At 52.8% G+C, this 22,156-nt stretch carries 23 protein-coding genes; 17 read left to right on the top strand and 6 right to left on the bottom strand.

What is annotated here, in order from left to right; all coding sequences use genetic code 11:
• The first annotated feature begins 5 nt into the window (after window positions 1–5).
• Window positions 6–1,565, top strand: a complete 1,560-nt coding sequence (locus tag ACKTS9_RS05755) for an FAD-dependent oxidoreductase (RefSeq protein WP_349215533.1) — start codon at window positions 6–8, stop codon at window positions 1,563–1,565.
• A gap of 79 nt (window positions 1,566–1,644) precedes the next feature.
• Complete coding sequence (locus tag ACKTS9_RS05750; RefSeq protein WP_349215534.1) at window positions 1,645–2,628, top strand: DUF4434 domain-containing protein; 984 nt, start codon at window positions 1,645–1,647, stop codon at window positions 2,626–2,628.
• A 164-nt stretch (window positions 2,629–2,792) separates the two neighbouring features.
• On the opposite strand, the gene ACKTS9_RS05745 is transcribed toward ACKTS9_RS05750, so the two are convergent.
• Genes ACKTS9_RS05745 through ACKTS9_RS05735 form a run of 3 tightly spaced genes read right to left on the bottom strand, consistent with a single transcriptional unit; the run spans window position 2,793 to window position 5,737 of the window.
• Window positions 2,793–3,176, bottom strand: coding sequence for a helix-turn-helix transcriptional regulator (locus ACKTS9_RS05745; protein WP_349215535.1), 384 nt, complete (start codon window positions 3,174–3,176; stop codon window positions 2,793–2,795).
• Between the two features lie 60 nt (window positions 3,177–3,236).
• Entirely contained in the window at window positions 3,237–3,956 is a 720-nt protein-coding gene (locus ACKTS9_RS05740) for a response regulator (protein ID WP_349215536.1), read from the bottom strand.
• Window positions 3,953–5,737 carry a sensor histidine kinase gene (locus ACKTS9_RS05735; RefSeq protein ID WP_349215537.1) on the bottom strand — a complete coding sequence of 595 codons (1,785 nt, stop codon included), beginning with the start codon at window positions 5,735–5,737 and terminating at the stop codon, window positions 3,953–3,955. The genes ACKTS9_RS05740 and ACKTS9_RS05735 overlap by 4 nt, the downstream gene beginning before the upstream one ends.
• A gap of 203 nt (window positions 5,738–5,940) precedes the next feature.
• On the opposite strand from ACKTS9_RS05735, the gene ACKTS9_RS05730 reads away from it, so the two are divergent.
• The 9 genes from ACKTS9_RS05730 (at window position 5,941) to ACKTS9_RS05690 (ending at window position 14,269) form a co-directional block, all read left to right on the top strand.
• Window positions 5,941–7,221, top strand: a complete 1,281-nt coding sequence (locus ACKTS9_RS05730) for an ABC transporter substrate-binding protein (protein WP_349215538.1) — start codon at window positions 5,941–5,943, stop codon at window positions 7,219–7,221.
• Window positions 7,222–7,300: 79 nt separating this feature from the next.
• Complete coding sequence (locus ACKTS9_RS05725) at window positions 7,301–8,212, top strand: carbohydrate ABC transporter permease (protein ID WP_349215539.1); 912 nt, start codon at window positions 7,301–7,303, stop codon at window positions 8,210–8,212.
• Entirely contained in the window at window positions 8,212–9,057 is an 846-nt protein-coding gene (locus ACKTS9_RS05720) for a carbohydrate ABC transporter permease (protein WP_349215540.1), read from the top strand. The genes ACKTS9_RS05725 and ACKTS9_RS05720 overlap by 1 nt, the downstream gene beginning before the upstream one ends.
• Window positions 9,058–9,070: 13 nt before the next feature.
• Window positions 9,071–9,784, top strand: coding sequence for a PIG-L deacetylase family protein (locus tag ACKTS9_RS05715; protein WP_349215542.1), 714 nt, complete (start codon window positions 9,071–9,073; stop codon window positions 9,782–9,784).
• Between the two features lie 19 nt (window positions 9,785–9,803).
• Window positions 9,804–10,655, top strand: a complete 852-nt coding sequence (locus ACKTS9_RS05710; RefSeq protein WP_349215543.1) for an amidohydrolase family protein — start codon at window positions 9,804–9,806, stop codon at window positions 10,653–10,655.
• 4 nt (window positions 10,656–10,659) lie between these two features.
• On the top strand, window positions 10,660–11,673 hold the full coding sequence (locus tag ACKTS9_RS05705; protein ID WP_349215545.1) for a zinc-dependent alcohol dehydrogenase: 1,014 nt from the start codon (window positions 10,660–10,662) through the stop codon (window positions 11,671–11,673).
• An 11-nt stretch (window positions 11,674–11,684) separates the two neighbouring features.
• Window positions 11,685–12,833 carry a mandelate racemase/muconate lactonizing enzyme family protein gene (locus tag ACKTS9_RS05700; RefSeq protein WP_349215546.1) on the top strand — a complete coding sequence of 383 codons (1,149 nt, stop codon included), beginning with the start codon at window positions 11,685–11,687 and terminating at the stop codon, window positions 12,831–12,833.
• 11 nt (window positions 12,834–12,844) lie between these two features.
• Window positions 12,845–13,591, top strand: coding sequence for an MBL fold metallo-hydrolase (locus ACKTS9_RS05695; protein ID WP_349215547.1), 747 nt, complete (start codon window positions 12,845–12,847; stop codon window positions 13,589–13,591).
• 15 nt (window positions 13,592–13,606) lie between these two features.
• Complete coding sequence (locus ACKTS9_RS05690; protein ID WP_349215548.1) at window positions 13,607–14,269, top strand: RraA family protein; 663 nt, start codon at window positions 13,607–13,609, stop codon at window positions 14,267–14,269.
• Window positions 14,270–14,330: 61 nt separating this feature from the next.
• Here ACKTS9_RS05690 and ACKTS9_RS05685 read toward each other — a convergent pair whose 3' ends face one another.
• The 3 genes from ACKTS9_RS05685 to ACKTS9_RS05675 all read right to left on the bottom strand — a co-directional run bounded on the left by ACKTS9_RS05685 (window position 14,331) and on the right by ACKTS9_RS05675 (window position 17,785).
• Entirely contained in the window at window positions 14,331–15,227 is an 897-nt protein-coding gene (locus tag ACKTS9_RS05685) for a hypothetical protein (RefSeq protein WP_349215549.1), read from the bottom strand.
• A complete protein-coding gene (locus ACKTS9_RS05680; RefSeq protein ID WP_349215550.1) occupies window positions 15,224–15,703 on the bottom strand; it encodes a sigma-70 family RNA polymerase sigma factor in 480 nt (159 codons plus the stop codon). Before ACKTS9_RS05680 ends, ACKTS9_RS05685 begins: the two co-directional genes overlap by 4 nt.
• A gap of 144 nt (window positions 15,704–15,847) precedes the next feature.
• The gene (locus ACKTS9_RS05675; protein WP_349215551.1) at window positions 15,848–17,785 is read right to left on the bottom strand and encodes a beta-galactosidase; all 1,938 of its coding nucleotides are present in this window, start codon (window positions 17,783–17,785) and stop codon (window positions 15,848–15,850) included.
• Window positions 17,786–18,115: 330 nt separating this feature from the next.
• Between ACKTS9_RS05675 and ACKTS9_RS05670 the strand changes: the two genes are divergently transcribed.
• From ACKTS9_RS05670 to bilS, 6 genes are all read left to right on the top strand, one after another.
• The gene (locus tag ACKTS9_RS05670; RefSeq protein ID WP_407879474.1) at window positions 18,116–18,316 is read left to right on the top strand and encodes a 4Fe-4S binding protein; all 201 of its coding nucleotides are present in this window, start codon (window positions 18,116–18,118) and stop codon (window positions 18,314–18,316) included.
• The gene (locus ACKTS9_RS05665) at window positions 18,313–18,888 is read left to right on the top strand and encodes a 4Fe-4S binding protein (protein WP_407879472.1); all 576 of its coding nucleotides are present in this window, start codon (window positions 18,313–18,315) and stop codon (window positions 18,886–18,888) included. The genes ACKTS9_RS05670 and ACKTS9_RS05665 overlap by 4 nt, the downstream gene beginning before the upstream one ends.
• Window positions 18,889–18,993: 105 nt before the next feature.
• Window positions 18,994–19,992: a choloylglycine hydrolase gene (gene bsh / locus ACKTS9_RS05660; protein WP_407879470.1), complete on the top strand. Its 999-nt coding sequence runs from the start codon at window positions 18,994–18,996 to the stop codon at window positions 19,990–19,992.
• Window positions 19,993–20,129: 137 nt separating this feature from the next.
• Complete coding sequence (bilQ, locus tag ACKTS9_RS05655; RefSeq protein WP_407879467.1) at window positions 20,130–20,543, top strand: bilirubin utilization transcriptional regulator BilQ; 414 nt, start codon at window positions 20,130–20,132, stop codon at window positions 20,541–20,543.
• Window positions 20,495–21,655: a bilirubin reductase gene (bilR, locus tag ACKTS9_RS05650; RefSeq protein WP_407879465.1), complete on the top strand. Its 1,161-nt coding sequence runs from the start codon at window positions 20,495–20,497 to the stop codon at window positions 21,653–21,655. The genes bilQ and bilR overlap by 49 nt, the downstream gene beginning before the upstream one ends.
• The gene (gene bilS, locus ACKTS9_RS05645) at window positions 21,652–22,152 is read left to right on the top strand and encodes a flavodoxin family protein BilS (RefSeq protein WP_407879463.1); all 501 of its coding nucleotides are present in this window, start codon (window positions 21,652–21,654) and stop codon (window positions 22,150–22,152) included. Before bilR ends, bilS begins: the two co-directional genes overlap by 4 nt.
• The last annotated feature ends 4 nt before the right edge of the window (window positions 22,153–22,156 follow it).

Here is a 22,156-nt window from a genome sequence, read left to right as displayed (position 1 = left end):
AATCGATGTGCAATACTACGTTTGATGTTGCGGTGATCGGCGGCAGTCTGGGGGGCGTTCAGGCCGCGTTGAGTGCTGCGCAGAGCGGAAAAAAAGTCTATCTTTGTGAGGAGACGGATTGGGTCGGTGGCCAGCTCACCAGCCAGGCGGTTCCGCCGGACGAGCACCCCTGGATTGAATCCTGCGGCTGTACACGGCGTTATCGGCAGTATCGAAGCGAAGTGCGGGAATATTATCGGAACCATCCTAAGGCAGACAGCGCGCTTCGCGGAAAAAAGGTCTGCCCGGGCGGTGCCTGGGTTTCCGGCATTGCGCATGAACCTGCGGTAGCGCACAGAATTCTGATGGGCCATTTGGCACCGTACCTTGCATCGGGAGAAATTACCCTGGAACTTCACACCCGCCCGGTGTCGGCAGTTGTGCGAAATAATACCATTGAGAGCGTGCGTGTGCAGAATACTGCCATCCATGTGTATCGTGAGATCCGTGCGAAATTTTTTCTGGATGGTACGGACTGCAGTGATTTGCTGCCCATTGTGGGGGCCCGTTATCGCGTGGGGGCGGAATGCAGGGAGCAGACAGGGGAGCCGCATGCTCCGGAGATCCCCCGTCCGGCGGATATGCAGCCCTGCACTTGGGTTGCCGCTTTGGAACTGTCTGAAGAAAAACAGTTGGAGCCGATGGAAAAGCCGGCACTTTACGAATTGTTTCGCTCTGTCCAGGCACCTTACGCACCGGTACCTTTATTGAGCTGGTATGGACCCGATGCAAGGACCGGCCGGGAAACACGGTTTGCTATGTTTGATGAGGAGGACCCCGTTCACTGCGGTGGATTGTGGAGGTACCGGCGCATCATTGCCAAGGGAGAGTATACGGACAATCGCCCAGAAGTGACATTGTTTAACTGGCCGCAAAACGATTACGGTTTTGGAAATCTTTTCGAAGATCCGAACGCAGAAATCCACCGTACACTGGCACAGCAGTTGACGCTGTGTGCAGTGTATTGGCTGCGCCACGACGCATTGCGTCCGGACGGCGGACACGGATATCCGGTTCGTTTAAGGCCGGACATTATGGGAACAGCATCCGGGCTTGCCAAGGCACCTTATATTCGGGAGTCCAGGCGCATCTGTGCACATCATACAATCTGTGAGCAGGAGATCTCACGGGAATGTTCGAAGGGAATTCTGCATCGCAATGATTCTGTGGGTGTAGGTCACTATGCAATTGACATTCATCCAACAACGCAAAGTCACACATTTTTCTATACGCCGGCGTGGCCGTTTGAAATTCCGTTGTCGGCTATGATTCCGGTTGATTTGAAAAATCTGCTGCCGGCCTGTAAAAATATTGGCTGTACACATTTGACCAATGGCTGTTTTCGGCTTCATCCGGTAGAGTGGAACATCGGCGAGGTGGCAGGACATCTGGCATCTTTTTGCATCGAGAAACGGATGGAGCCTCTGCAGGTTTGGAAAACGCGGCTCGCGGATTTTCAGACATTGCTGGTGGAGCACGGAATCCAGCTTCATTGGGACCCTGCTCAGCTGAAGGGGCTGGGATAGGGATTTGCGGTGCGGGCAGTGGGGCTTCAAATTCATTGCTTGAAAATCCATGATTGATTTGTAAACAGGGGTGATAAAAATGGTTCGTTTGATTTCGGGCAGCTGGTTTGAATTTCAGCATCACAATCAGGCAGAAGGAAAATATTGGAATCCGATTTGTCGTCACTTTTCAGAAGAACAGTGGCGGGAAAAAATTCGGGAGATGCACTCTCTCGGGATGAAATATATTGTTTTGCTGTGTTCCAGTCTTGTGGACGAAGATTTTGCCGAAGCGTATTTCCCGACGGATATCTATCCTCTGGCAAAAGATTTTGTCTGCCAGGATCCCATTGATGCCCTGATGTCAGAAGCAGAAAAGCTGGACATGAAAGTGTTTATGTCGGTTGGATATTATGGCCCATGGAACAAGCCCAGAGAGAATATGGTGAGTCCGAGTGTGACCCAGCGGGCGTTCAAGGCCATGGAGCAGGTCTATGGACGATATGGGAAATACCGCAGTTTTTATGGCTGGTACTATCCGGATGAAAGCTGTATTACAAAATATTTCGATGATAATTTTGCAGCGTATGTCAATCAGTATTCAGCGTTCGGAAAATCGTTCAATTCGAATTTGAAGACCATGATCGCACCTTATGGCACCAATATGCTGTCTGCAGACGATGTTTATGTCCGCCAGCTTGAAACCCTGGATGTGGACATTGTTGCATACCAGGATGAGGTTGGTGTGAGAAAATCCACTCCGGATCAGACCGGACGCTTTTATTCTGCATTAAAAAAGGCGCATGACAAAGCGGGGCGTTCCAAACTGTGGGCGGATGTAGAACTTTTCGAATTTGAAGGAGATGTCTATCATTCTGCATTGTTGCCATCCAACATGGAGCGTCTCAAAAGGCAGCTAGAAGCAGTGTCTTTCTATGTTGAAGAGGTGTTGGGCTATCAGTACATGGGGTTGATGAACCGCCCGGGAACCATCGCTTATTGCGGCCATCCGGATTCCGTTGCGTTTTATGTGCAGTACAAAAAATTTATGGAGCAGCAGGGGAGTGCGTGTAATACATTATAAAGAATCCCTGACGCGTAGAATCAAAAAATCCACAGCACAAAAGTGCTGTGGATTTTTTGATTTTTAGATTTTGGACAGAGCCAGTATTGATAAATAACCCAGTGTGCCACGAGGGCGACGGTTCAGAAATAAAGACGGTTTTTATTGCACGGAGCACAAAAAATTCAGTCCTCCGGTTCAGATCTTGGAAAATCTGCAGGGTTTTGCTTGTAATAACGGGTTCGATATTCAGACGGGCTGAGCCCCGCAATTTTTTTGAACACATTGGAAAAGTATTTTTCGTCTTTAAAGCCGTTTTCGCGGGCAATCTGATAGATTTTTTTCTTGCTGTGCGCCAAATCTTCACTGGCCCGGTCGATGCGATAGCGGTTGAGATAGTCAAGATAGTTCATTCCCACGTGCTTTTTAAACAAAACACTCAAATAGGCCGGGGTGATATGAATGGCGTCGGAAATCTTTTTCAATTCGATGTCCTCATTATAATGCGCTTTGATGTACAGCAATGCTTCCCGAATGACCAGACTTCCTCCAAATTGACTGCGGCACAACTCCGCTGTCTCGCAAGAGAGTTTTTGTAAAAGGTCCTGCACTTCCTTCAGACACTGGAATTAAGCAAGGTGCCGGAAATCGCGGCAGCGAAGAATCTCGTCCGACAACAGTTCGTGTTCCTCGCGCAAGTCCACAACCGGCAAAAAAAGTGTAAACAAGTAATTTAAGATGGTCTGTTTGGTGTATAGCGCACCGCCGATATACCGAAAAAGCGTTTGAATGCAGTACTCGGCCTGTTCGGCTTCTCCGGTACGGATGAACTCGAGCAGATCCCGTTTGGTGTGGTCAGGCGGAGCAAACAGATCTTCTTTCTCCTCGGACAGGATGCGGCTTTTGAATTGATACTCCGTTTCAAGATAATACTTTTGCTCCATGCCGCGCCACAGCAGTTTTTGCTTTTCGCTGCTTGCAATCCGGTCCCGGCATTTGAGAACACATTCCAGAATGTCGTTGGGGCGGCAGGGCTTCAGCAGATATTCAAAAACGCCATATTTGATAGCTGCTTGGGCATAGGCAAATTCATCGTGCCCGCTGAGGATAATGATTTCCCCTTCAAAGTGCTGTTCCGATAAGATTTTGGCCACTTGAATCCCATCGAGGAACGGCATCTGAATATCCAGCAGCAAAATGTCGGGATGCTCTTTTTGCACAATTTTCAAAACCTGCCGGCCGTTGGTGGCGTCTGTGCACAGGGTGATTTCGTTGTCCTGCCAGGGGATGATTCGGCGCAGGGCCAGCCGGATATTCTGGTCGTCTTCCGCAATCAGCAGCTTGGTCATGTCTTTTCCCTCCATAGCGGAATTGAAAGCAGGAATGTGGTACCTTGATGGGGTACGCTGTGAACCTCGATTTGATAATCTCCCTGATAGAGAATGTTCAGGCGTTCATGAATGTTATGGATGGCAGAGTAATGCCGACCGTCGGAAAGTTCCGTATTGGTGGAGATCGCTTTGGCCTGCTCGGGGGACATTCCCTGTCCATTGTCCTGGATTTGGAAATAGATTCGGTCGCCTCTCAGTTCGCCGGTGACACAAATATGCCCAACGCGGTCTTCCTTTTCAATTCCGTGGTAAACAGCATTTTCCACAAAAGGCTGCAGGATCAGTTTGGGGATTTTCTGGGAATGGATCTGTTCGTCTTTCAATTGTATCTCGTAATCAAATTTTTCTCCACATCGCAGTTTTTGCAGACGCATATATTGTTCCAAAAGCTTGAATTCATTGCCGACGGTGCTGAACGGCTCGCCTTTGCGCAGGCAGGCGCGAAAGACCTGTGAAAGAATCCAGACCATTTCCGCAATTTCTTCCTCACCGCGCATCTGCGCTTTCCAATAGATGGAATCCAGTGTGTTGTATAGAAAATGAGGATTGATCTGGCTTTCCAAAGCGTTCAGTTCCGCTTCCTTTTCACGAATCTGCAGTACATAAACTTTGTCGATCAGGGAAGACAGGTTTTGAAGCATCTTGTCATATCCCATGCCCAACTGACCGATTTCATCCCGGTATCGGAAAGAAACTTTCTGGCTGAAATCGCCCTCTTCCACCGAGCGCATGGCCACCAGCAGTTTGCGAATGGGGCGGATGATCAGATCGGTCGTCACCAGAAGAATGGGGAATACAATAATCAACGCAGAGACAACAAAGGGAACAATATAGTTGGAGGAATTGTTGATTCGATTCAACATCTCCTGAAGGGGGGCCATATACAGATACACCCAGCCGGTTTCTTCATCGGTCATGTGGCAGAGGAGCGCTGTGCTCTGGTTCCATTCAGTTGCCTGATATCCGTCCTCCTGCGCTGCGATGGATTGAATCTCCTCCGGGGTAAACGCGTCTGAAAAATCCAGGCCAAGGCTGGAGATTTCAACGCCGTCACTGTTGTAAATGGCAATTCCGCATTCCGAAGTGTCGATGCCGCGGCTGTATTCCTGGCGCAAAGCCGGTTCGCTGATTCCGACGACCATCAGGCCGATGTTTTCATAGGTATCATAGTCCCGAATCATGCGGACCATAAAAATACGATTGTAATGATTGTTGGCGGCAAACATATAAGTGTCCTCGGAGTTTTCCAGCCATACGGGACGCCCCTGCGCCTGCTCGGCCAGCCGGAAAAGTTCGGTTTCGATCAGTTCTGATTGGTCCGGCATGGTGAAGCGGCTGTCAATGGTGCGAATAAAAGGGGGGACTGCGCCTTTCAAATCACAGATGGACAAAGAGGATACAAAGCCGCGTGAAATGAGAAGATTGACGGCATCGCGCACGCTTGCATCCACATATTCTTTTTCTGTATCCGACGCGTTGCCGGAAGTGAGATAAGCCTGAATTTCGGGGCTTACAATCAGCTGGGCGCTCATGTCTTCCACTTCGCTGCGCATAAAGGAACTGTTGGCGTTGATCTGCGTCAACAGATTCAAATTGGCATTTCCGATGGTCTGGAGCGTGTTCTGGTAGACTACGCGCGCATTGTACAGATAAAAGGCAAAAGAAAACAGCAGCAGAAAACAGTAAAACAAAATCAGAAGTTTGTATTTAATGCTCAGGTTTAAATACCACTTTTTCAAGTAGCTCACATCCTCGCTGTTCGACATACTTCTATTAGATATTACCATAAAAATTAAATAATCTGAAAATAAAATATGCAGAACGCTCAAATTGCATAAAAATCCTCACCTTTTCAAAAAAATGACCTCTTTGTCTGAACCATCGAAAGCACTACAATAAAACCAGTGAAAACCCAGCACAAACACAAAAGGAGGCGCAGAAGATGAAAAAGTACATTCGAAGAATTTCCTTGGTTTTATCAGTTGCCATGTTGACCGCGCTGTTTGCAGGGTGTTCTTCATCCTCGGACGCAGGTGAAACAAGTCAAGCTTCTCAACAGGGAGACACCACCATTACAGTAGCCTTGATGTCCAACGACTGGCTGGATGCTGCGGAACAGATTGCGGCGGACTTTACGGCGAAGTATGGAATTAATGTAGAGTACACGCCGATGCCCGGTGAAGTTGAAGAGTACCTGCAGCCCAAAGCGGCAGCCGGTTCTCTGCCCGATGTAATGTCCATCAACGCGGGTTCCTTTGGTGCGGATCTGGCGGAGAACGATCTGATCATTGATTTGTCGGAAACCGATGCGGCAAAGAATATGCAGGAATCGCTGAAGCCGGTATTCACTTCGGAGTCCGGAAAGCTGTTTGGTATCGCTGGCGGTCTGTCCTCCACGTTGATTTATTACAACAAAGCGATGTTTGAGGATGCCGGCATCACGGAAGAACCCAAAAACTGGGATGAATTCCTGGAAGTATGCGAAAAGCTGAAGGCAAAAGGATATGCGCCGCTGGCGGTGGCCATGGGCGACGGTGCAATCTCCAACACTTGCTGGAGTACCGGCAATGCGGTGGAAATTGCCGCCACTAATCCGGATTATATCACAGAAATTGCCAATGGTACGTTTAATTTTGATACTCCCGAGCAGGCCCGTATCTTTGAGAGAGTCAAGATTTTGAACGACAACGGATATCTGCTGACCGGTTCTGTCAGCGCTATGGTCTCCACTCTGCTGGATTCGTTTAAGCAGGAGAAAGCGGCCATGTGCTTCCAGGGCATCTGGATGGCCGGTTCGTTTATGGAAAGCCCCTTTGAAGTGGGCATGATGGTTCCGCCTTGGAATATGGAGGGACAGTCTCAGGCAGTGGTACTGGGCACTGAAACCGGCTTCGCCGTTGCAAAAGGTCCGAACGAAGAAGCTGCGATCAAGTTTGTCAATTACATTGCCAATGAGGAAGGCTTCTACACCTATCAGCAGGCCCGCGGAAGTATTCCGTCTTTGATCGAATACGACGAGAGCAAAGTAAAGATGGAAGACACCGTGAAAGAATATGTGGATCGGCTGCTCGATATTGAAGTAACAGGCGCTTATTGGTTTGAAACCCTGCCGCCGTCCGTTTATGCACGCCTGCCGCAAACCTTCCAGCAGGTTGCAACCGGAGAAATTACCCCCGAGGATGCTGCGGCCACATTACAAGAGTTGTACACTACACAGTCCTGACGTGTTTTGCCGCCGCTCCGGCCTTCCGAAGGGAGGGGCACCGGAGCGGCTTTATTTTGGAAAGGAGGTGCCGCAATAGATGAAACATTTTCCATGTCCAAAACTTCTGCGGCGTAATTCCACTTCGAAACTGGTCAGTGCATCGCTGTTTGTGCTTCCAGCCCTGATCCTGGTACTTGTTTTTTCCATCTATCCGGTGCTGATGTCTTTCCGTTACAGCTTTACCGACTGGAACGGCGTTTCCGCTGATTATGCTTTTGTGGGGTTTGACAACTACAAAAACGTGATTTCTTCGGATGAATTTAAGACGTTGTTTTTCAACACGTTCTATCTCATTATTCTGTACGTTCCGGTTTTGAACATTTTGGCCATTTTCTTTTCCGTTATCATTTACGACATCGGAAGAGCCGCCAATATCTACAAGGTGATTTTGTTTCTGCCCAACATTGTCTCCATGGTCGTAGTCGGATTTATCTGGCGCACGATTTACAATCCGGCCACAGGACCGCTTGCCTATCTGCTGAACGCATTAGGCTGTGAGAATCTTGTACAGGACTGGCTGGGACAGAAGGAGACTGTAATGCCGGCTCTGAGCGTTTCCATTATATGGTATGCGGTCGGTTTCTATGTTTTGATTTATCTGGGTGGTCTGTCGACTGTGCCCAACGAACTGTATGAGGCCGCGGCAGTGGATGGAATTACCTGGTGGCAGAAACTGTTCCGCATCACACTTCCAATGATTTCTCAGTCCATCACCATCAACATCATTGTTTCCACTATTGCAATTCTGACGCTGTTCGATTTGCCCTACGTGCTGACTCAGGGCGGCCCGGGCTATGCTTCACAGACCATGGCACTGATGTCCTATCAGTACGCGTTCAAAGCGATGTCGCAGGGCAAGGCAATGGCGCTGGCTGTTATGCTTACGCTGATCACCATTTTGTTCGCTGTCTGCGAGCTGTTCCTGCTGAACCGGAAGGAGGACCGCTGATGAAACTGGGATTGAAACAAAAAAAGCGGCTTCGCGTTGTCCTGACCAATGGACTGATGATTCTGGTGATGCTTTTTTATCTTCTTCCGTTTTGGTATGTGATCAACAATGCGCTGAAAGATCCTTATTACATCAACATTGAGCCCTTTGTTCTTCGCCCGGAAACCTTTACCTTTGGAAACATCGTGTCAGCGTTTTCCAAAATGGATTATGTGGCCACTTTTTTGAACAGCCTGTGTGTTCTGGTTTTGTCCTGCCTGCTGTTCATTGTGCTGGGCTCGATGACGGCGTATGGCATTTACATTGGAAATAACCGCGTGTTCAACGGAATGTATGTGCTGTTTGTGGCCTTGATCTCGCTGCCCTTCCAGGCGGCGATGGTACCGCTGGTGTCCCTGTTGAAAACTCTGTCTTTGTCCGACAGCTTCTTGGGCCTGGCGCTGATTTATGCCTCCATGTTCATGCCGTTCATTGTCTTTTTGTACACGGGCTTTATCCGAACGATTCCCAAGGAATTGATGGAATCCGCCCGAATCGACGGATGCAGCTACCTGCAGGCATATACACGCATTTACATGCCGCTGCTGAAAACCATTACAGGAATTGTGCTGGTTTTGCGCGGTGTGTATGTGTGGAACGACCTTCAGGTTCCGCTGATCGTGATCAACGAACCGTCGCGCCAGACGCTTCAGCAGCGCCTGTATGTGTTTGCACAATCCCGAATCGGCAATTTTGATTTGATTTTTGCCGGTGCAGTGATCGTCTGCATTCCCATGGTTGCACTGTTTTTACTGATGCAGAAATCGTTTATTCGCGGCGTGATGGCCGGAAGCGTCAAGGGATAAGGAGGCTTTTGCAATGAATGTCGTATCTGTGATGGCCCATCAGGACGATGAGCTGATGTGTCTGGGAACCATGCTGAAAATGAAGCAGCGGGGCGATTCCATTCACTTCATCTGCCTGACCTGCGGAGAGACCGGAATGGTTCATCATCCGGAAATGAGCGCGCAGGAAGCGGCGGAATACCGCCGACGGGAAATGACCGCAATGGTAGAGGCGGCAGGCGGGACTTATCAGTGCCTTGGATTTGAAGATGAATTTCTGTATGACACCCGCGAAACACGGTACGCTCTGATCGGAGCACTGCGGAACGTTAAGGCGGATGTGATTTTTACCCACAATGAGACGGATTACAATCTGGACCACATGACCGTGAACCGTTTGGTGCGGCAATGTGCCATGCAGATGGCTTTTCCCATGATCAAAACGTCGTCACCGGCCACCTCGGATTTTCCCGCGGTCTTTCAGGTGGAACCCGCCAGCGGCTGTGAATTTTCGCCCAGCCACTGGGTGGATATCAGCGATGTGATCCAGGAAAAAATCCGGCTGGCCAATTTCCATCAAAGCCAGGATGAGGCATTCCGCGCCGGATTCGGTGAAGATTATGGCATTGGCGCCTGGATGTGCGGAATTTCCAGCCATCGTGGTGAACAGTGCGGAGCAGCACATGCAGAGGCGTTCCGCCCCATGTATTCGCGCGGCTTCATCAAAGGATACTCCATTCTTCCCTGAACGATGAGGTGACGATGTTATGCTGATTGATATTCACACACATTTTGTGCGCTGTCCGGATGATTTTACGGAACCGTTTTTCAGTGATCTGGAGCGGTGCGGCATTCCGGTTTCCTCCTGGAGCTACGGAGAGGAGGAGTATCTGGCAGGGACCAGCGCAGCGGATAAAGTAGTGGTGTTCGGGCTCAATGCCCGGAAAACCGGCTGGGGCGCTCAGAACCAGCGCGTGGTGGAACTGGTGCAACGGCACCCTGAAAAATATATTTTTTTCACATCCATTGACCCCACTGCGCCGGATTTTATGGAGCAGCTTCAAAATGACCATCAGAATCTGCATTGCAAAGGGGTAAAACTGGGGCCGATTTACCAGGGGCTTCACCCGTTGTCTCCGCAGTATTATCAGATTTATGAGTATTGCGAAAAACATCACTTGCCAATCATAACACACATGGCAACGACGTTTTCTTCGGGAGTCCCACTGGAATATGCCCGGCCGGTGCACATGGACCGGGTTGCGTGCGACTTCCCGGAGCTGAAAATTGTACTGGCGCATCTGGGCCATCCCTGGATCGATGAATGCATTGCAGCCATTCGCCATCAGCCGAATCTGTATGCGGATATTTCCGCGCTGTACTACCGGCCCTGGCAGTTCTACAACGCGCTGCTGTCCGTGCAGGAATACGGTGCGGGTCATAAACTTTTGTTCGGCTCGGATTTTCCGGCAACCACTACGGCCGATTCTGTGGCGGGCCTTCGAAATGTGAATCAAATTGCCATTCGCGCCGGCCTTCCACAGATATCCGAGGAACTGATCGAGGGCATTCTGCATAGAAATTCCCTCGCCATTTTGGGGATTGATCAGGAGGAATAATCACATGAAAGCTCTTGCGTTTTACGGCACGCGGGATCTGCGGATGGAAGAGCGTGCCATACCTGTCCCGGCGGAGGACGAGATCCTGGTGCGCACCCGTGCCGCCACCATCTGCACTTCCGATATCAACGATCTCAAATACAATACCTTTGGCCTGCCTGTTTCCACCATTATGGGACATGAGGGAAGCGGCGATGTGGTTTCTGTCGGCAGCAAAGTGCAGAACATTCAACCGGGTGACCGGGTGACGGCACATCCGGTGATGCCCTGCGGAAAATGCGATTCCTGCCGCCGGGGGCTGCCGCATCTGTGCGACGATATGACCCATCTGGGGCTGAACAAAGGCGGCGTATTTGCAGAGTATTTCTGCATCCGCGCCGACCGTGTGCGGAAAATCCCCGAAGGGATGGACTACGCGCTGGCGAGCCTGATGGAGCCGGTTTGTGTATGCCTGGAAGCGGTAGAGCGGGCGGCGGTCCAGCCGGGAGGAAATGTGCTGATTTTGGGGGACGGCCCTTTTGGCATTCTCACTGCAAAGCTGGTGCAGAGCCGTCGTCCCGGATGCGTGGTTGTGACAGGTCGGCATGATTTTCGTCTGAAGCATGCCACACATGCAGTCGGAATCAACGAAAAGGCTGCCCCGGACATTCAGGAAGCCATTCTTGCCGCCAGCGGAGGTGAGGGAATGGACAGTGCGATTCTCTGCGCGGGAAATGCGCAGGCGGTGAACACGGCCATTCAATGCCTGCGGGCGCGCGGGACGCTGGCGATTTTCTCGGTGGTTTCTCCCATGCCGGACATTGATCTGTTCCGTGTGCATGTGAAGGAATTGAATTTGTGTGGGTGCTGCAACGACAATGACTATCTGGATCAGGCAATTCAGCTGCTGGCAGACCCGGCACTCCGGCTGGAAGAGGTAATCACGCACCGCCTGCCTTTTGCAGAGTGGGAGCGCGCATTCCACCTGGCTGAGTTCGGAAAAGACGAAGCACTGAAGGTTACGCTGACGTTTGATTGAGGAGGCGCGATATGAAAATTACCGATGTAGAGGGAATTGTCTTGCAATCGCCCGAAAAGTATCTCAATCCCACCGGCAGTGAAGAAGCTCCCGGAGTGGCCTATTGCTTCCTGATCAAGGTGAGCACCGATGAGGGGATCACCGGATGGTCCGATGTGGAGACCGCGCCGCAGATTGCGCAGTCACTGATCGCATCACCGCGCACAGGCTGCGATATGATGGAGGGCATTCGGGAGCTGGTGATCGGACAGGATCCCTTTGATGTGGAAGCGCTGTGGGATAAATTGTATTTGGGCACTGCCTATTACGGCCGCCGCGGCGTGGCAATTCAGGTCATGTCTGGTTTTGACATCGCCTGCCATGACATCATCGGAAAGGCAATCCATCGTCCGGTACATAAAATTCTGGGCGGCGCGAGGCGTGAACAAGTCCGGGCCTATGCGTCCACATTGTTCCGGCCGCGCCCCGACGATATGCGCCGGGCTTGTGAGTTCTACCTCTCCAAAGGATTCACCGCCATCAAGTTTGGATGGGGCGTGTTCGGGCAGGACCCGAAAAACGACATCGCTTTGGTGAAAGCCGCACGGGAAACCATCGGAAAAGATGTGGCTCTCATGGTGGATGCCGGCTGGAAGGTTTCCCGCAGTGCAGAGGACGCAGCCCGGCTGGTGCGCGAACTGGAAGTGTATGACGTGTACTGGCTGGAGGACTTCCTGCATCCGGAAAACTACGAGGGATATGCGCGTGTGAAAGCGGCAGGCAGTAAGGTGCGTCTGGCGGCCGGCGAGCAGGAGGCGACAGGATGGGGCTTCCGCCGCCTGATTCAGGAAGGCAAAATCGATGTGGCGCAGCCTGATTTGACGCGCTGCGGCGGCTTTACTCAGTTCCGCAAAATTATGTGGGAGGCGGAATACGCAGGAATCGATGTATGTCCGCACGCCTGGCTGACGGACCTTTTGACCGCTGCCAGTCTCCATGCGAACGCGGTTCTGCCCAGGAGTCTCTTCCTGGAGTACAATGTGAGTTCCAGCCCCATGCTGCGCGATATCATTGAAAATCCCATTCAGATGAATGCAAACGGCATGATGGACGTTCCGCAGGGGGACGGTTTGGGAATCCGGATCAATGAGCAGGCGGTGGAAAAATATCGTATCAACTGAGGAGGCGGCAGATGTTTACGGAAAATCGGACGGATGAAGCGCATGCTGCGCTGTGGTTTTTGGGGCAGGCCGGTTTTTTGCTGCAAAGCGGTGAACAGAAGATTTTGATTGACCCGTACCTCAGCGACAGTGTGGGGAAAAGCGATCCGCGGTTCACCAGAACGTACCCGGTCCCCGTGGATGCGGCTGAGTTGGATGCAAATTTGTATCTGGTGACCCACGATCATCTGGATCATCTGGACCCGGAGACGATTGCGCGTTATCCGCACAAGGACCGAACGGTCTTTGTGGCCCCGCGGTTTGCGGCCCGGCGCCTGGAGGAGCTGGGCGTGCCCCGTGCGAACATCCGCGTGGTGGATCACGGCGAAAAATGTGAGGTCAACGGCGTGAAAATTCAGGGCGTGTTTGCCCTTGCGACCGGTCGTGATGTGCTGGATACCACGGGATACCGGGTGGAGCTTCCCAACGGAAAGAGCATCTATCACACATCCGACACGGCGTTCTGTTCGCTGGTTCTGGAAGACGCACCCTATGCGGATGTTCTTCTGGTCTGCATCAACGGGAAGTGCGGCAATCTGAATGTGGAGCAGGCGGTGCAGCTGACGGAGAAGGTTTCCCCGCAGTTTGTGGTGCCCATGCATCACGACGTGATGGCATTGAATGCAGAAAACCCGGAAGCTTTTCGTTACTTTTGTGCCGTGCGCGGTTTGGAAGACCGCTGCCGGATTTTGAAACCCATGGAAAAACTTGAATGGTAAAAGGAGAGAACCGCAATGACTGATTTGGAAAAATTCACATGGATCAAAGAGCATCTGTACGTTCCTGTGGTTTGTGATATTCTCGACCAGCTGGGGTACCGGCATCAGGCCATGCATCAGCGTCTGCGCCCGCTGGACCCGCAGAACTGCACGTTTGTGGGCCGGGCACGTACCTTCCGTTGGCTGGAGACGGATTATATCGTCAAAGAGAACCCCTACGGCAAAGAAATTGAGGCCATGGACAGCTTGACGGAATATGATGTGGCGGTGCATTCCACAGACAGTGGCGGCACCAACGCTCCCTGGGGCGAATTGATGTCCACTGCCGCCAAAATGCGCGGCGCGGTCGGTTGCATTTGCGACAGCCAGATCCGCGATTGCATGCGGATCATCAAAATGGGCTTCCCGGTGTTCTATGCGGGGATTCGCCCGCTGGACAGCCAGGGCCGCGGCCTTGTGGTGGACTATGACGTGCCGGTGCGCTGCGGCGACGTGCTCGTAAATCCCGGCGATATGATTTATGCGGATTTCGACGGCGTAGTAGTGATTCCCCGGGAAGTGGAAGATCGCGTGTTTGAACTGGCCCGCGAAAAAGCAGAGCGGGAAAATGTGTCTCGCAAAGAACTGCTGGAAGGAAAATCGCTGGCAGAAGTGTACGAAAAGTACGGCGCACTGTAAGAACAATGAAAAACGCCCAACACAGAACTCTGTGTTGGGCGTTTTTAATGAAATTGTACGTTTAAGTGAGCGCCGCGGAAAGCCCGAGTTCGTTTACCAGCTCTTTCATTTCGCCCAGTGTATAGGCGGTGGTGTAGAATTGTACCGAGCGGTGCCCGGAGTAGGCGCTGGCCCACACCTGCCCGTCGTAGGAGAGAAGCAGAACGTCCACGCCGTCATCGGTGGTGAACAGTTCCGATTCGTCATAGGCATCGTTCAAAATGTATTCGGGTTCTCCATAGTCCCAGGTGGAATCATACACCCAGTTCAGAGTCAGGCGTTTTCCGGCGTCCGAAGTATAACCGAGGTGCACTTTCATGCAGAGAGGCTGCTTGCTGCCTGCGTCCCGGATGATGGTGACCAGCTGGCCGCCGGTGTCCGGCGCCATTGCTTTCGCCAGTGCGGTCAGGTCCCAGTCCAGAAGACCGGGCTGCTCAATGCCGCCGGCAAAATCCGGTGAAGCGCGGTACTCGGTGACAATGTCGCCGTAGGTATCACTGTAACATTGAGCGGTCCGCCAGCGCTGGGCTCCATTTTCACCTGCATCGAGCACCGTTTCTTCGTCAAATAATCCGGTGCTCAGTGCGCGTTCCACATATTCAGCGGAAGTTTCCATGTCCTTGCTTTCTTCTGCAGAGCTGGGAATCGCCACCGCTACCGCATTGCCCGGATGCGCCTGTGAATACTGAGCGGTCAGCGCTTCCAGCGTATCGAAGAAAAAGACTTCACGATTGTTCAGCACATAGTCTGCTCCGAATGCGGTGACGGTCAGTGCTGCCGCAAGGATGGCGGCAACCAGAAGCGTGCGGGCCGGCCGCAGAAAAGAAATGCGTGCGGGACCGGTGCGATTTAAAATGGTTTCCAGCGTATGTTCTTCTGCGTGTAGCGGGGAAAATGCCTGCTGAATCGCTTTTTTCATAAAGATACCTCCTCGGATAAGGTCTGTTTCAACTGTTCACGTCCGCGTTTCAGGCGTGTGCCCACGGTACCGCGGGGAAGTTTCAGCACTTGTGAGATCTCTTCGATGGAATAGCCCTCGTAGTAGTACAGAAAGATCACGATTCGATATTTCGGCCCAAGAGCCATCACCGCATCGAACAGTCCGCTGGCTTCCGGCTGTTCAAAGACCAGCGTGTTGGCGTAATCGGTGAAATCTTCCGTTCGCCACCAGGGCGAGCGCCAATACTTCTTGCATTCATTGATGGTCACCCGGACCAGCCAGTGCCTTACATGCTCTTCGCTTTCGAAAATTTTGTCGGTTTCATACAGGCGCAAAAGGACAGTTTGTGTGACGTCATCGGCATCCGCCCGGCTTTTCAGCCAGCTGAAGGCAAGGCGGAAAAGATCGTCCATGTACCGCTGTGCCCGTTGAATAAAAAGGTCTTTTTCAGGCATTGTTTTGTCTCCTTACGAAAAGCTTTTCATCATGAATATCCGCGACGGCGCTTGTTTTTTTCATTTTAGCCGCACCCAAACATTTGTCAACGGAGAAAAGACAAAAATCCCCCGCTTGTGCAGACGCACAAGCGGGGGATTTTGTCAGAAGGAAAGGATGGCCACGCCGAACGGTTCCAGGGAAACGCCCAGTGTATCCACCGAATGATCGTTGTGATTGATCAGAAAACGCAGCGTGCGCGTTTGGCCCTTGCGCACTACGGACTCCACTCCTTCCGGAAGGGAGAGAGGCACGAGCCCGGCCCGTTTCATGGCCTGGTGCAACAGGCTGGTGAGAGTGGCTTCATCCGGGGTGGTACCCAGATAATAGGCTGCTCCCTGGCCGAAGGAATTGCAGGTCACTGCGGCAAAGTCACGGTAAAAAGCATCATCGTAGCGGTACAGCACCTGTGCAGTGGTAGGTGCGATCATATCCCGGAACACTCCGGCCGTGGCGCAGCGATCCTGCCCGCGCAGGGGGATGCAGTCCCATTCCTGCACGCTTTCCGTCTCCTCCACCACCAAACCCAGCAAATCGTCGCAATCCACCGGAATGACCTTGCCGAAGGTCAGGTTGTTGTCACGATCCTTGACGGCCGTGCGGTACGTGACTACCGCCACGCCCCCCGCGGCCACATACGCTTTCAGGCGCTGAGCAAAGTCCGGGTCGGTCACGATCATATGGGGAATCACAACCAGGCGGTACTTTGAAAAATCCATCCGGGCGGGAATCACATCCACCGTTTGCCCGGCTTTGAAAAAAACACTGTGCAGACGCTTCATCTCCCGTTCACAGTCAAGGAGAAGGCTCTGCTGCTGGATGCGGAAGGAAGCCAGCGAGTCGTAATCGTACAGAATGGCCACATCGCTGGGGATCGGTGCCGAGAGAACATCCTCGTACTCGCGCACGGTCTGAAAGAAGTTTTGGGCCTCAAAGAAGCGCCGGCGGGGAATGTTGTCAGCATCCAGCAGACCGTAGCAGAACTGTTCAGCACCTTTGGTGGCGCCCCGGTAGCGAAAATAGATCAGGCTGTCGCAGCCGTGTGCCATGGCCTGCCAACTCCACATTTTCGCCTGGCCCGGACGGGGGAGAAAGCCGGTGATGTCATGTCCCTGCGCACCCATGATTGCCTCGGTGACCCAGAAATTTTCCCGGCGCAGGCCGCGAATGTAGTCCAGCCCGAAAGCAATCTCGCTGGGGAGCAGGGGTTCTTTCTGGCCGCCCCAGACCGGGTAGTTGTTGTAAGCGACCCGGTCCAGCTTTTTTGAAACATCGGAGTAGTCCACGTGTTTGGTCAAACCGCCGCCCGGGAAGTCGTGGATGACCGTGCACCCGGGAATCTCCCGGTGAAGAATTTCAGTCTGCAGATTGGCAAACGAAACGATGTTTTCGCTGCAGAAACGTTCCCAATCCAGCCGAAGCGCGGGGTTGTGCGTGGTGATGGTGGGGGCGGGCAGCGGAATTTCATCAAACCGGTTGTACTCCTGACTCCAGAAAGCGGTACCATAGGTCTCGTTGAGAAGATAGATGTCTCCGCCGAATTTGCGGTTCAGGTATTGCTGGAAGGCATCCCGGCAGCGGGGGCACCAGCACAGATCACTGCCCTCATGTCCCAGTTCGTTGTCGACCTGCCAGGCGACAATGGCCTTTTCGTTTCGATAGTGCCGCGCCAGCTTTGTGACGATTTTTTTGCAGTATTCCCGGTAGACCGCACTGCTGAAACAGTAGGTGTGGCGGCCGCCAAAAACCCGGGGCGCACCGTCTTCAAACTGGGACAGAACGTCGGGGTATTTGTCGATCAGCCAGGCGGGGGGAGTTGCGGTAGGGGTACCGAAAATGATCTGCAATCCTTTTTTCTTGGCAAGGTCGATCACACCGTCGAAAAAGGAGAAGTCATAAGCCCCCTCCTGCGGTTCCATGCGGTGCCAGGCAAATTCGCCGATGCGGATCACATTGCATCCAAGTTCTACAATGCGGTCCATGTCTGCTTCCATGCAGGAAGGAGCCCATTGCTCCGGATAGTAGTCAACGCCGAGTAACATAACACTGCTCCTTTTGGCTTATTGTGCCTTTTCCTCTTCGCTTCAGCGGGAACCGTGCTCCAGTAGGGAATACCTGTCACGGTGTGCATCATGCCCCGAAGGATGTGCATACTTTCCCGCAAATTGCCGGATGTTCTTTCTTTGAATTTTACTACTTTTCAATAGAAAATCAATAATATTTAGTAAATTCTTTAGTAAATATTTTCTGGCTTTTTTTGTGCTTTTTTCCAAAAAGCCTTCCCGAAAGTCTGGGCCCAGTGTGATTTTGTCACAGAGCGGTCCGTCTGCATTTGGTATGCTCTTTTTACCAATCAGGAAAGGGTGAAGGCTTTGGCCAAAAGACGAAAAGCGTTTGTGGACCAGGGGCTTTGTGTGGCCTGCGGATGCTGTGTGAAGGTGTGTCCGCTTTCGGCGATTCAGGTAGAGCGGGGATGCTACGCCCAGGTGGATATTCAAAAGTGTGTAGGCTGCGGAAAGTGCGTGCGGGAATGCCCGGCCAGCGTGGTGGAACTGCGGGAGGTGCCGGTATGAAAAAACATTGGTACGATTATCTGTGGGTAGTTTCTCTGATCTATCTGATTTTAGGCTTTTTCAATATTCTGTTTGCTTGGCTGGGCCTTTTCTGCTTCTTTCTGCCGCTGTTATTCGCAGCGCGCGGCAGCAAGGGGTACTGCAACCGCTATTGCGGCCGGGGCCAGCTGTTTGAGCTGCTGGGCGGTCGGCTGGGGCTGTCCCGCCGCCGGGATGTTCCCGGCTGGATGAAATCCAAGGTGTTCCGTTACGGGTTTCTGGTGTTCTTTTTTGTCATGTTTTTTGCAATGTTGTGGAACACTTGGCTCGTGTTCGCCGGGGTGCGGTCACTGGGACAGGCGGTCACGGTTTTGTGGACCTTCCGCCTGCCGTGGCACTGGGCATATCACGGAACGCTGTTCCATCCGGGAGTGGCACAGTTCGCGTTCGGGTTTTACAGCGTCATGCTTACATCCACCATCCTGGGGCTTGTGACCATGGTGCTTTTCAAGCCGCGGTCCTGGTGCGTGTACTGCCCCATGGGAACCATGACCCAGCTGATCTGCAAGGCGCGCAAGACAGAGCGGGCGTGAGAACTTTGCGGCTGCATCGGGGCAAAAATCGTTGTGCAGGCAACTGATTTTTGATGAAGAATGGGATATAATGAAAAAAGAAATTATGGGAAGAAGGAGATTATTATGTGTACCAGCATTTCTTTTCCCGCGCACGCCCTGTTTGGCCGAACTCTGGATCTGGAAACATCTTTTGGAGAACAGGTCGTGGTCACGCCACGCAACTATGCCTTTCATTTTCATCATCGCCCGTCGGTTTCCAATCATTTCGCCATGATCGGAATGGCCAGCGTGGTGAACCAGGTCCCGCTGTATGCCGAGGCGGCAAATGAAAGAGGGTTGTATATGGCCGGGCTGAATTTTCCGGGCAACGCCTTCTATTTTGAACAAACCGACCCCGGCCGCGAAAATCTGGCGCCTTACGAGCTGATCCCGCTGGTGCTGGGCACATGCGCCACGCTGGCGCAGGCACGCCGCCTTTTGGAGAATGTCCACCTCACTGCGGAATCTTTTGCGCCGGGATACCCGGCGGCGCCGCTTCATTGGCATATTGCGGATGCAACCGGTTCTCTGGTGGCCGAACCCATGGACGATGGCCTTCATCTATATGAAAATCCGGCAGACGTGTTGACCAACAATCCGCCGTTTCCGTTTCAGCTGATGAATCTCAACAATTACCAGACGCTCTCCCCAAACCCGCCGGAAAATCACTTTGCACCGGCGCTGGATCTGCGCACTTACGGACAGGGAATGGGGGCCATCGGGCTTCCGGGCGATACCTCTCCCATGTCCCGATTTGTGCGGGCCGCCTTTTTACGGGGAAACGCTGTGATGGACATGGATGACCCCGTGCGCATCGAACAGTTTTTCCATGTGCTGGGCGGCGTGTCCATGGTGCGCGGCAGCGTGATCACGCCCGAAGGCAAGAACGACGAAACGCGGTATGCCTGCTGCATTGACGGGGCATGCGGTGTGTATTATTACAAAACTTATGAAAACAGCCGCATCAATGCCGTCTCGCTGTTTGACGAGGATCTGGATGGTGAGCAGCCGCAGCTGTTCCCACTGGTACGCGGCCCTCAGATCCACTTTGTAAATAAGCCGCGCGATTCCGATACACTGTAAAGAAGAGCAAGCGCTCCATCCCTTTGAGGGTGGAGCGCTTTTGTTTGTGAACAAAAAGAAAACATTTGCGTATTTACTTGACTAAGTCAAGTAAATGGCGTATACTGAGCCTACTTCAACAGGAAGGGCGGCGCGTCATGTTTCAGACATTCGCATTTTATTCCACGGCGTTTTACCGGGAGTTTTCCGCATATACGGCCCGGGTGCTGCAGAGCATCGGTTTGAACTACGGTGCACTGTTTCCGCTGATTTATGTGGGAAAACATCCGGGGTGTACTCCTTCGCAGCTGGTGCATGCTTTGGGGCTGGACTGGGGTTATGGTCAGCGCAGCATTCAAAAACTGGTGGATGACGGGTTCATCTGCCGCACCAAAGAGGGACGGTCTTATCGACTGGAGCTGTGCGAAAAAGGGCGCCATGCCTTTGAAGTCAGTCATCAGGTGTTTTTTGACTGGGATCAGCAGATGCTGGCGCCTCTGACGCAGGAGGAGCGCGGGCAGCTGTGTCAACTGCTGGAGAAAGTACGGAAAGGACAGATACAGCAGGAATGAACTACGGAACCATTGCAAGCCCCATTTCTTATGGCGGGGCAATGTTGAAAAACCGAATCATCTTTTCGCCGACCTCGCTCGGAAAAAGTCCGGATGAGACGATCGAGCAGCTGCGCCGCATTGCCGCCGGCGGCTGCGCCATGATCGTGGTGGGGGACGTTTCCGTGCTTCCGCACGGCTTCGGCCCGTCGCTTTATACGCGCAAAGGAATGGCGTTTTATCAAAAACTGACGCAGGCGGTGCACCGCGAAAACTGCCTGGTGTGTGCGCAGCTGCATCAGTCGGACTCCAACATGCGTGCCATGCTCAAGTACGTTCCCGGTCTTCTGAGCCGGAAGATCACGGCTGCGCAGCTGCGGGAACTGCTCAACCGGGAAGTGGGGCCCTATGTGACGGGGATGCCGGTCAAGAAGATCCGGCGTATCCTTCAGGGATTCGGCGATGCGGCGGTGCTGGCCAAACAGGCGGGTTTCGATTTGGTGCAGGTCCACGGAGACCGCATGTGCGGCAGTTTCAGTTCCACTGTGTACAACCACCGGACCGATGCCTATGGCGGCAGCTGTGAAAATCGGGCGCGGTTTGCCTGCGAGGCAGTTCGCGCGGTGCACAGCCGCGTGCCGGACATGCCAATTGACTACAAGCTGGCGGTGCGATGCGAAACACCGCACTACGGAAATGCGGGCGTTCTGGAAGAAGAGCTGGCAGTATTTGTGCCGCTGCTGGAACAGGCGGGGGTAACCAGCTTTCATGTGACGCTGGCAAATCACGGCGCTCTGACCGATACCATCCCGCCCGCTAGTCACCCGCAGTTTGGCGGGGAAGGATGCTTTCTTCCTTTCTGCGATGAGGTGCGGGCGCTGACAAAGCTTCCGGTGTGCGGCGTGGGCGGCCTGACGGATCCGGATTTTGTAGAACAGCAGCTGCGGACAGGCCGCGTGGACTGCGTCGCTTTGTCCCGGGCGCTGATCGCGGACCCGGATTGGCCGAAAAAGACGATGACCGGACATGCGCGTGACATTCGGCGCTGTGTGCGCTGCAACCGCGCCTGCCTGGGTGGAATGATGGCCCATAAAGGAGTTCACTGTATTTTTGAAAAGGAGAATGCAAAATGAAATACGCCGTTGTTTACAGCAGTAAGACCGGAAACACCCGTCTTTTGGCAGAGGAGATCCGCAAGGTCCTGCCGGCGGAAGAATGTCTGTATTTTGGAGAACCAGCCCCCGAAGCCTTGAAAGCAGAGGTTTTGTATGTGGGGTTCTGGACCGATAAGGGTGACTGTGACCAAGCGGTGGCCTCTTTCCTGAGCAGTGTGACCGATCAGAAAGTCTTTTTGTTTGGAACGGCAGGCTTTGGCGGCGCACCGACTTATTTTGAAAACATTCTGCATCGTGTCAGTGGGCATCTGCCTGCTTGCGCACAGCTGGCGGGTTCCTTTATGTGCCAGGGGAAAATGCCCATGTCTGTGCGGGCCAGATACGAGAAAATGTTGGAAAGCCCGGAGCACGTCCCCAATGTGAGTGCAATGATCGAGAATTTTGACCGCGCGCTTTCTCATCCCGATGCGGAGGACCTGGCGGCTCTGCAGGCGGCTGTGCGCAGTGCGGTTTAAGAAA

The sequence above is a fragment of the Owariibacterium komagatae genome (assembly GCF_045865535.1).
Taxonomy (GTDB): Bacteria; Bacillota; Clostridia; order Oscillospirales; family Ruminococcaceae; genus Ruthenibacterium; species Ruthenibacterium komagatae.
The sequence above is the reverse complement of the archived record's forward strand: the minus strand, read 5'-3'. Positions and strand labels throughout refer to the sequence as shown.

What these genes read in the sequence shown, in the direction of transcription:
- ACKTS9_RS05730 (WP_349215538.1), top strand. Translation starts at nt 5,941, where the DNA reads ATGAAAAAGTACATTCGAAGAATTTCCTTGGTTTTATCAGTTGCCATG.
- ACKTS9_RS05740 (WP_349215536.1), bottom strand. Translation starts at nt 3,956, where the DNA reads ATGACCAAGCTGCTGATTGCGGAAGACGACCAGAATATCCGGCTGGCC.
- bilS (WP_407879463.1), top strand. Translation starts at nt 21,652, where the DNA reads ATGAAATACGCCGTTGTTTACAGCAGTAAGACCGGAAACACCCGTCTT.
- ACKTS9_RS05680 (WP_349215550.1), bottom strand. Translation starts at nt 15,703, where the DNA reads ATGCCTGAAAAAGACCTTTTTATTCAACGGGCACAGCGGTACATGGAC.
- ACKTS9_RS05710 (WP_349215543.1), top strand. Translation starts at nt 9,804, where the DNA reads ATGCTGATTGATATTCACACACATTTTGTGCGCTGTCCGGATGATTTT.
- ACKTS9_RS05725 (WP_349215539.1), top strand. Translation starts at nt 7,301, where the DNA reads ATGAAACATTTTCCATGTCCAAAACTTCTGCGGCGTAATTCCACTTCG.
- ACKTS9_RS05715 (WP_349215542.1), top strand. Translation starts at nt 9,071, where the DNA reads ATGAATGTCGTATCTGTGATGGCCCATCAGGACGATGAGCTGATGTGT.
- ACKTS9_RS05665 (WP_407879472.1), top strand. Translation starts at nt 18,313, where the DNA reads ATGAAAAAACATTGGTACGATTATCTGTGGGTAGTTTCTCTGATCTAT.
- ACKTS9_RS05750 (WP_349215534.1), top strand. Translation starts at nt 1,645, where the DNA reads ATGGTTCGTTTGATTTCGGGCAGCTGGTTTGAATTTCAGCATCACAAT.
- ACKTS9_RS05720 (WP_349215540.1), top strand. Translation starts at nt 8,212, where the DNA reads ATGAAACTGGGATTGAAACAAAAAAAGCGGCTTCGCGTTGTCCTGACC.
- ACKTS9_RS05675 (WP_349215551.1), bottom strand. Translation starts at nt 17,785, where the DNA reads ATGTTACTCGGCGTTGACTACTATCCGGAGCAATGGGCTCCTTCCTGC.
- ACKTS9_RS05690 (WP_349215548.1), top strand. Translation starts at nt 13,607, where the DNA reads ATGACTGATTTGGAAAAATTCACATGGATCAAAGAGCATCTGTACGTT.
- ACKTS9_RS05755 (WP_349215533.1), top strand. Translation starts at nt 6, where the DNA reads ATGTGCAATACTACGTTTGATGTTGCGGTGATCGGCGGCAGTCTGGGG.
- ACKTS9_RS05700 (WP_349215546.1), top strand. Translation starts at nt 11,685, where the DNA reads ATGAAAATTACCGATGTAGAGGGAATTGTCTTGCAATCGCCCGAAAAG.
- ACKTS9_RS05705 (WP_349215545.1), top strand. Translation starts at nt 10,660, where the DNA reads ATGAAAGCTCTTGCGTTTTACGGCACGCGGGATCTGCGGATGGAAGAG.
- ACKTS9_RS05695 (WP_349215547.1), top strand. Translation starts at nt 12,845, where the DNA reads ATGTTTACGGAAAATCGGACGGATGAAGCGCATGCTGCGCTGTGGTTT.
- ACKTS9_RS05685 (WP_349215549.1), bottom strand. Translation starts at nt 15,227, where the DNA reads ATGAAAAAAGCGATTCAGCAGGCATTTTCCCCGCTACACGCAGAAGAA.
- bsh (WP_407879470.1), top strand. Translation starts at nt 18,994, where the DNA reads ATGTGTACCAGCATTTCTTTTCCCGCGCACGCCCTGTTTGGCCGAACT.
- bilQ (WP_407879467.1), top strand. Translation starts at nt 20,130, where the DNA reads ATGTTTCAGACATTCGCATTTTATTCCACGGCGTTTTACCGGGAGTTT.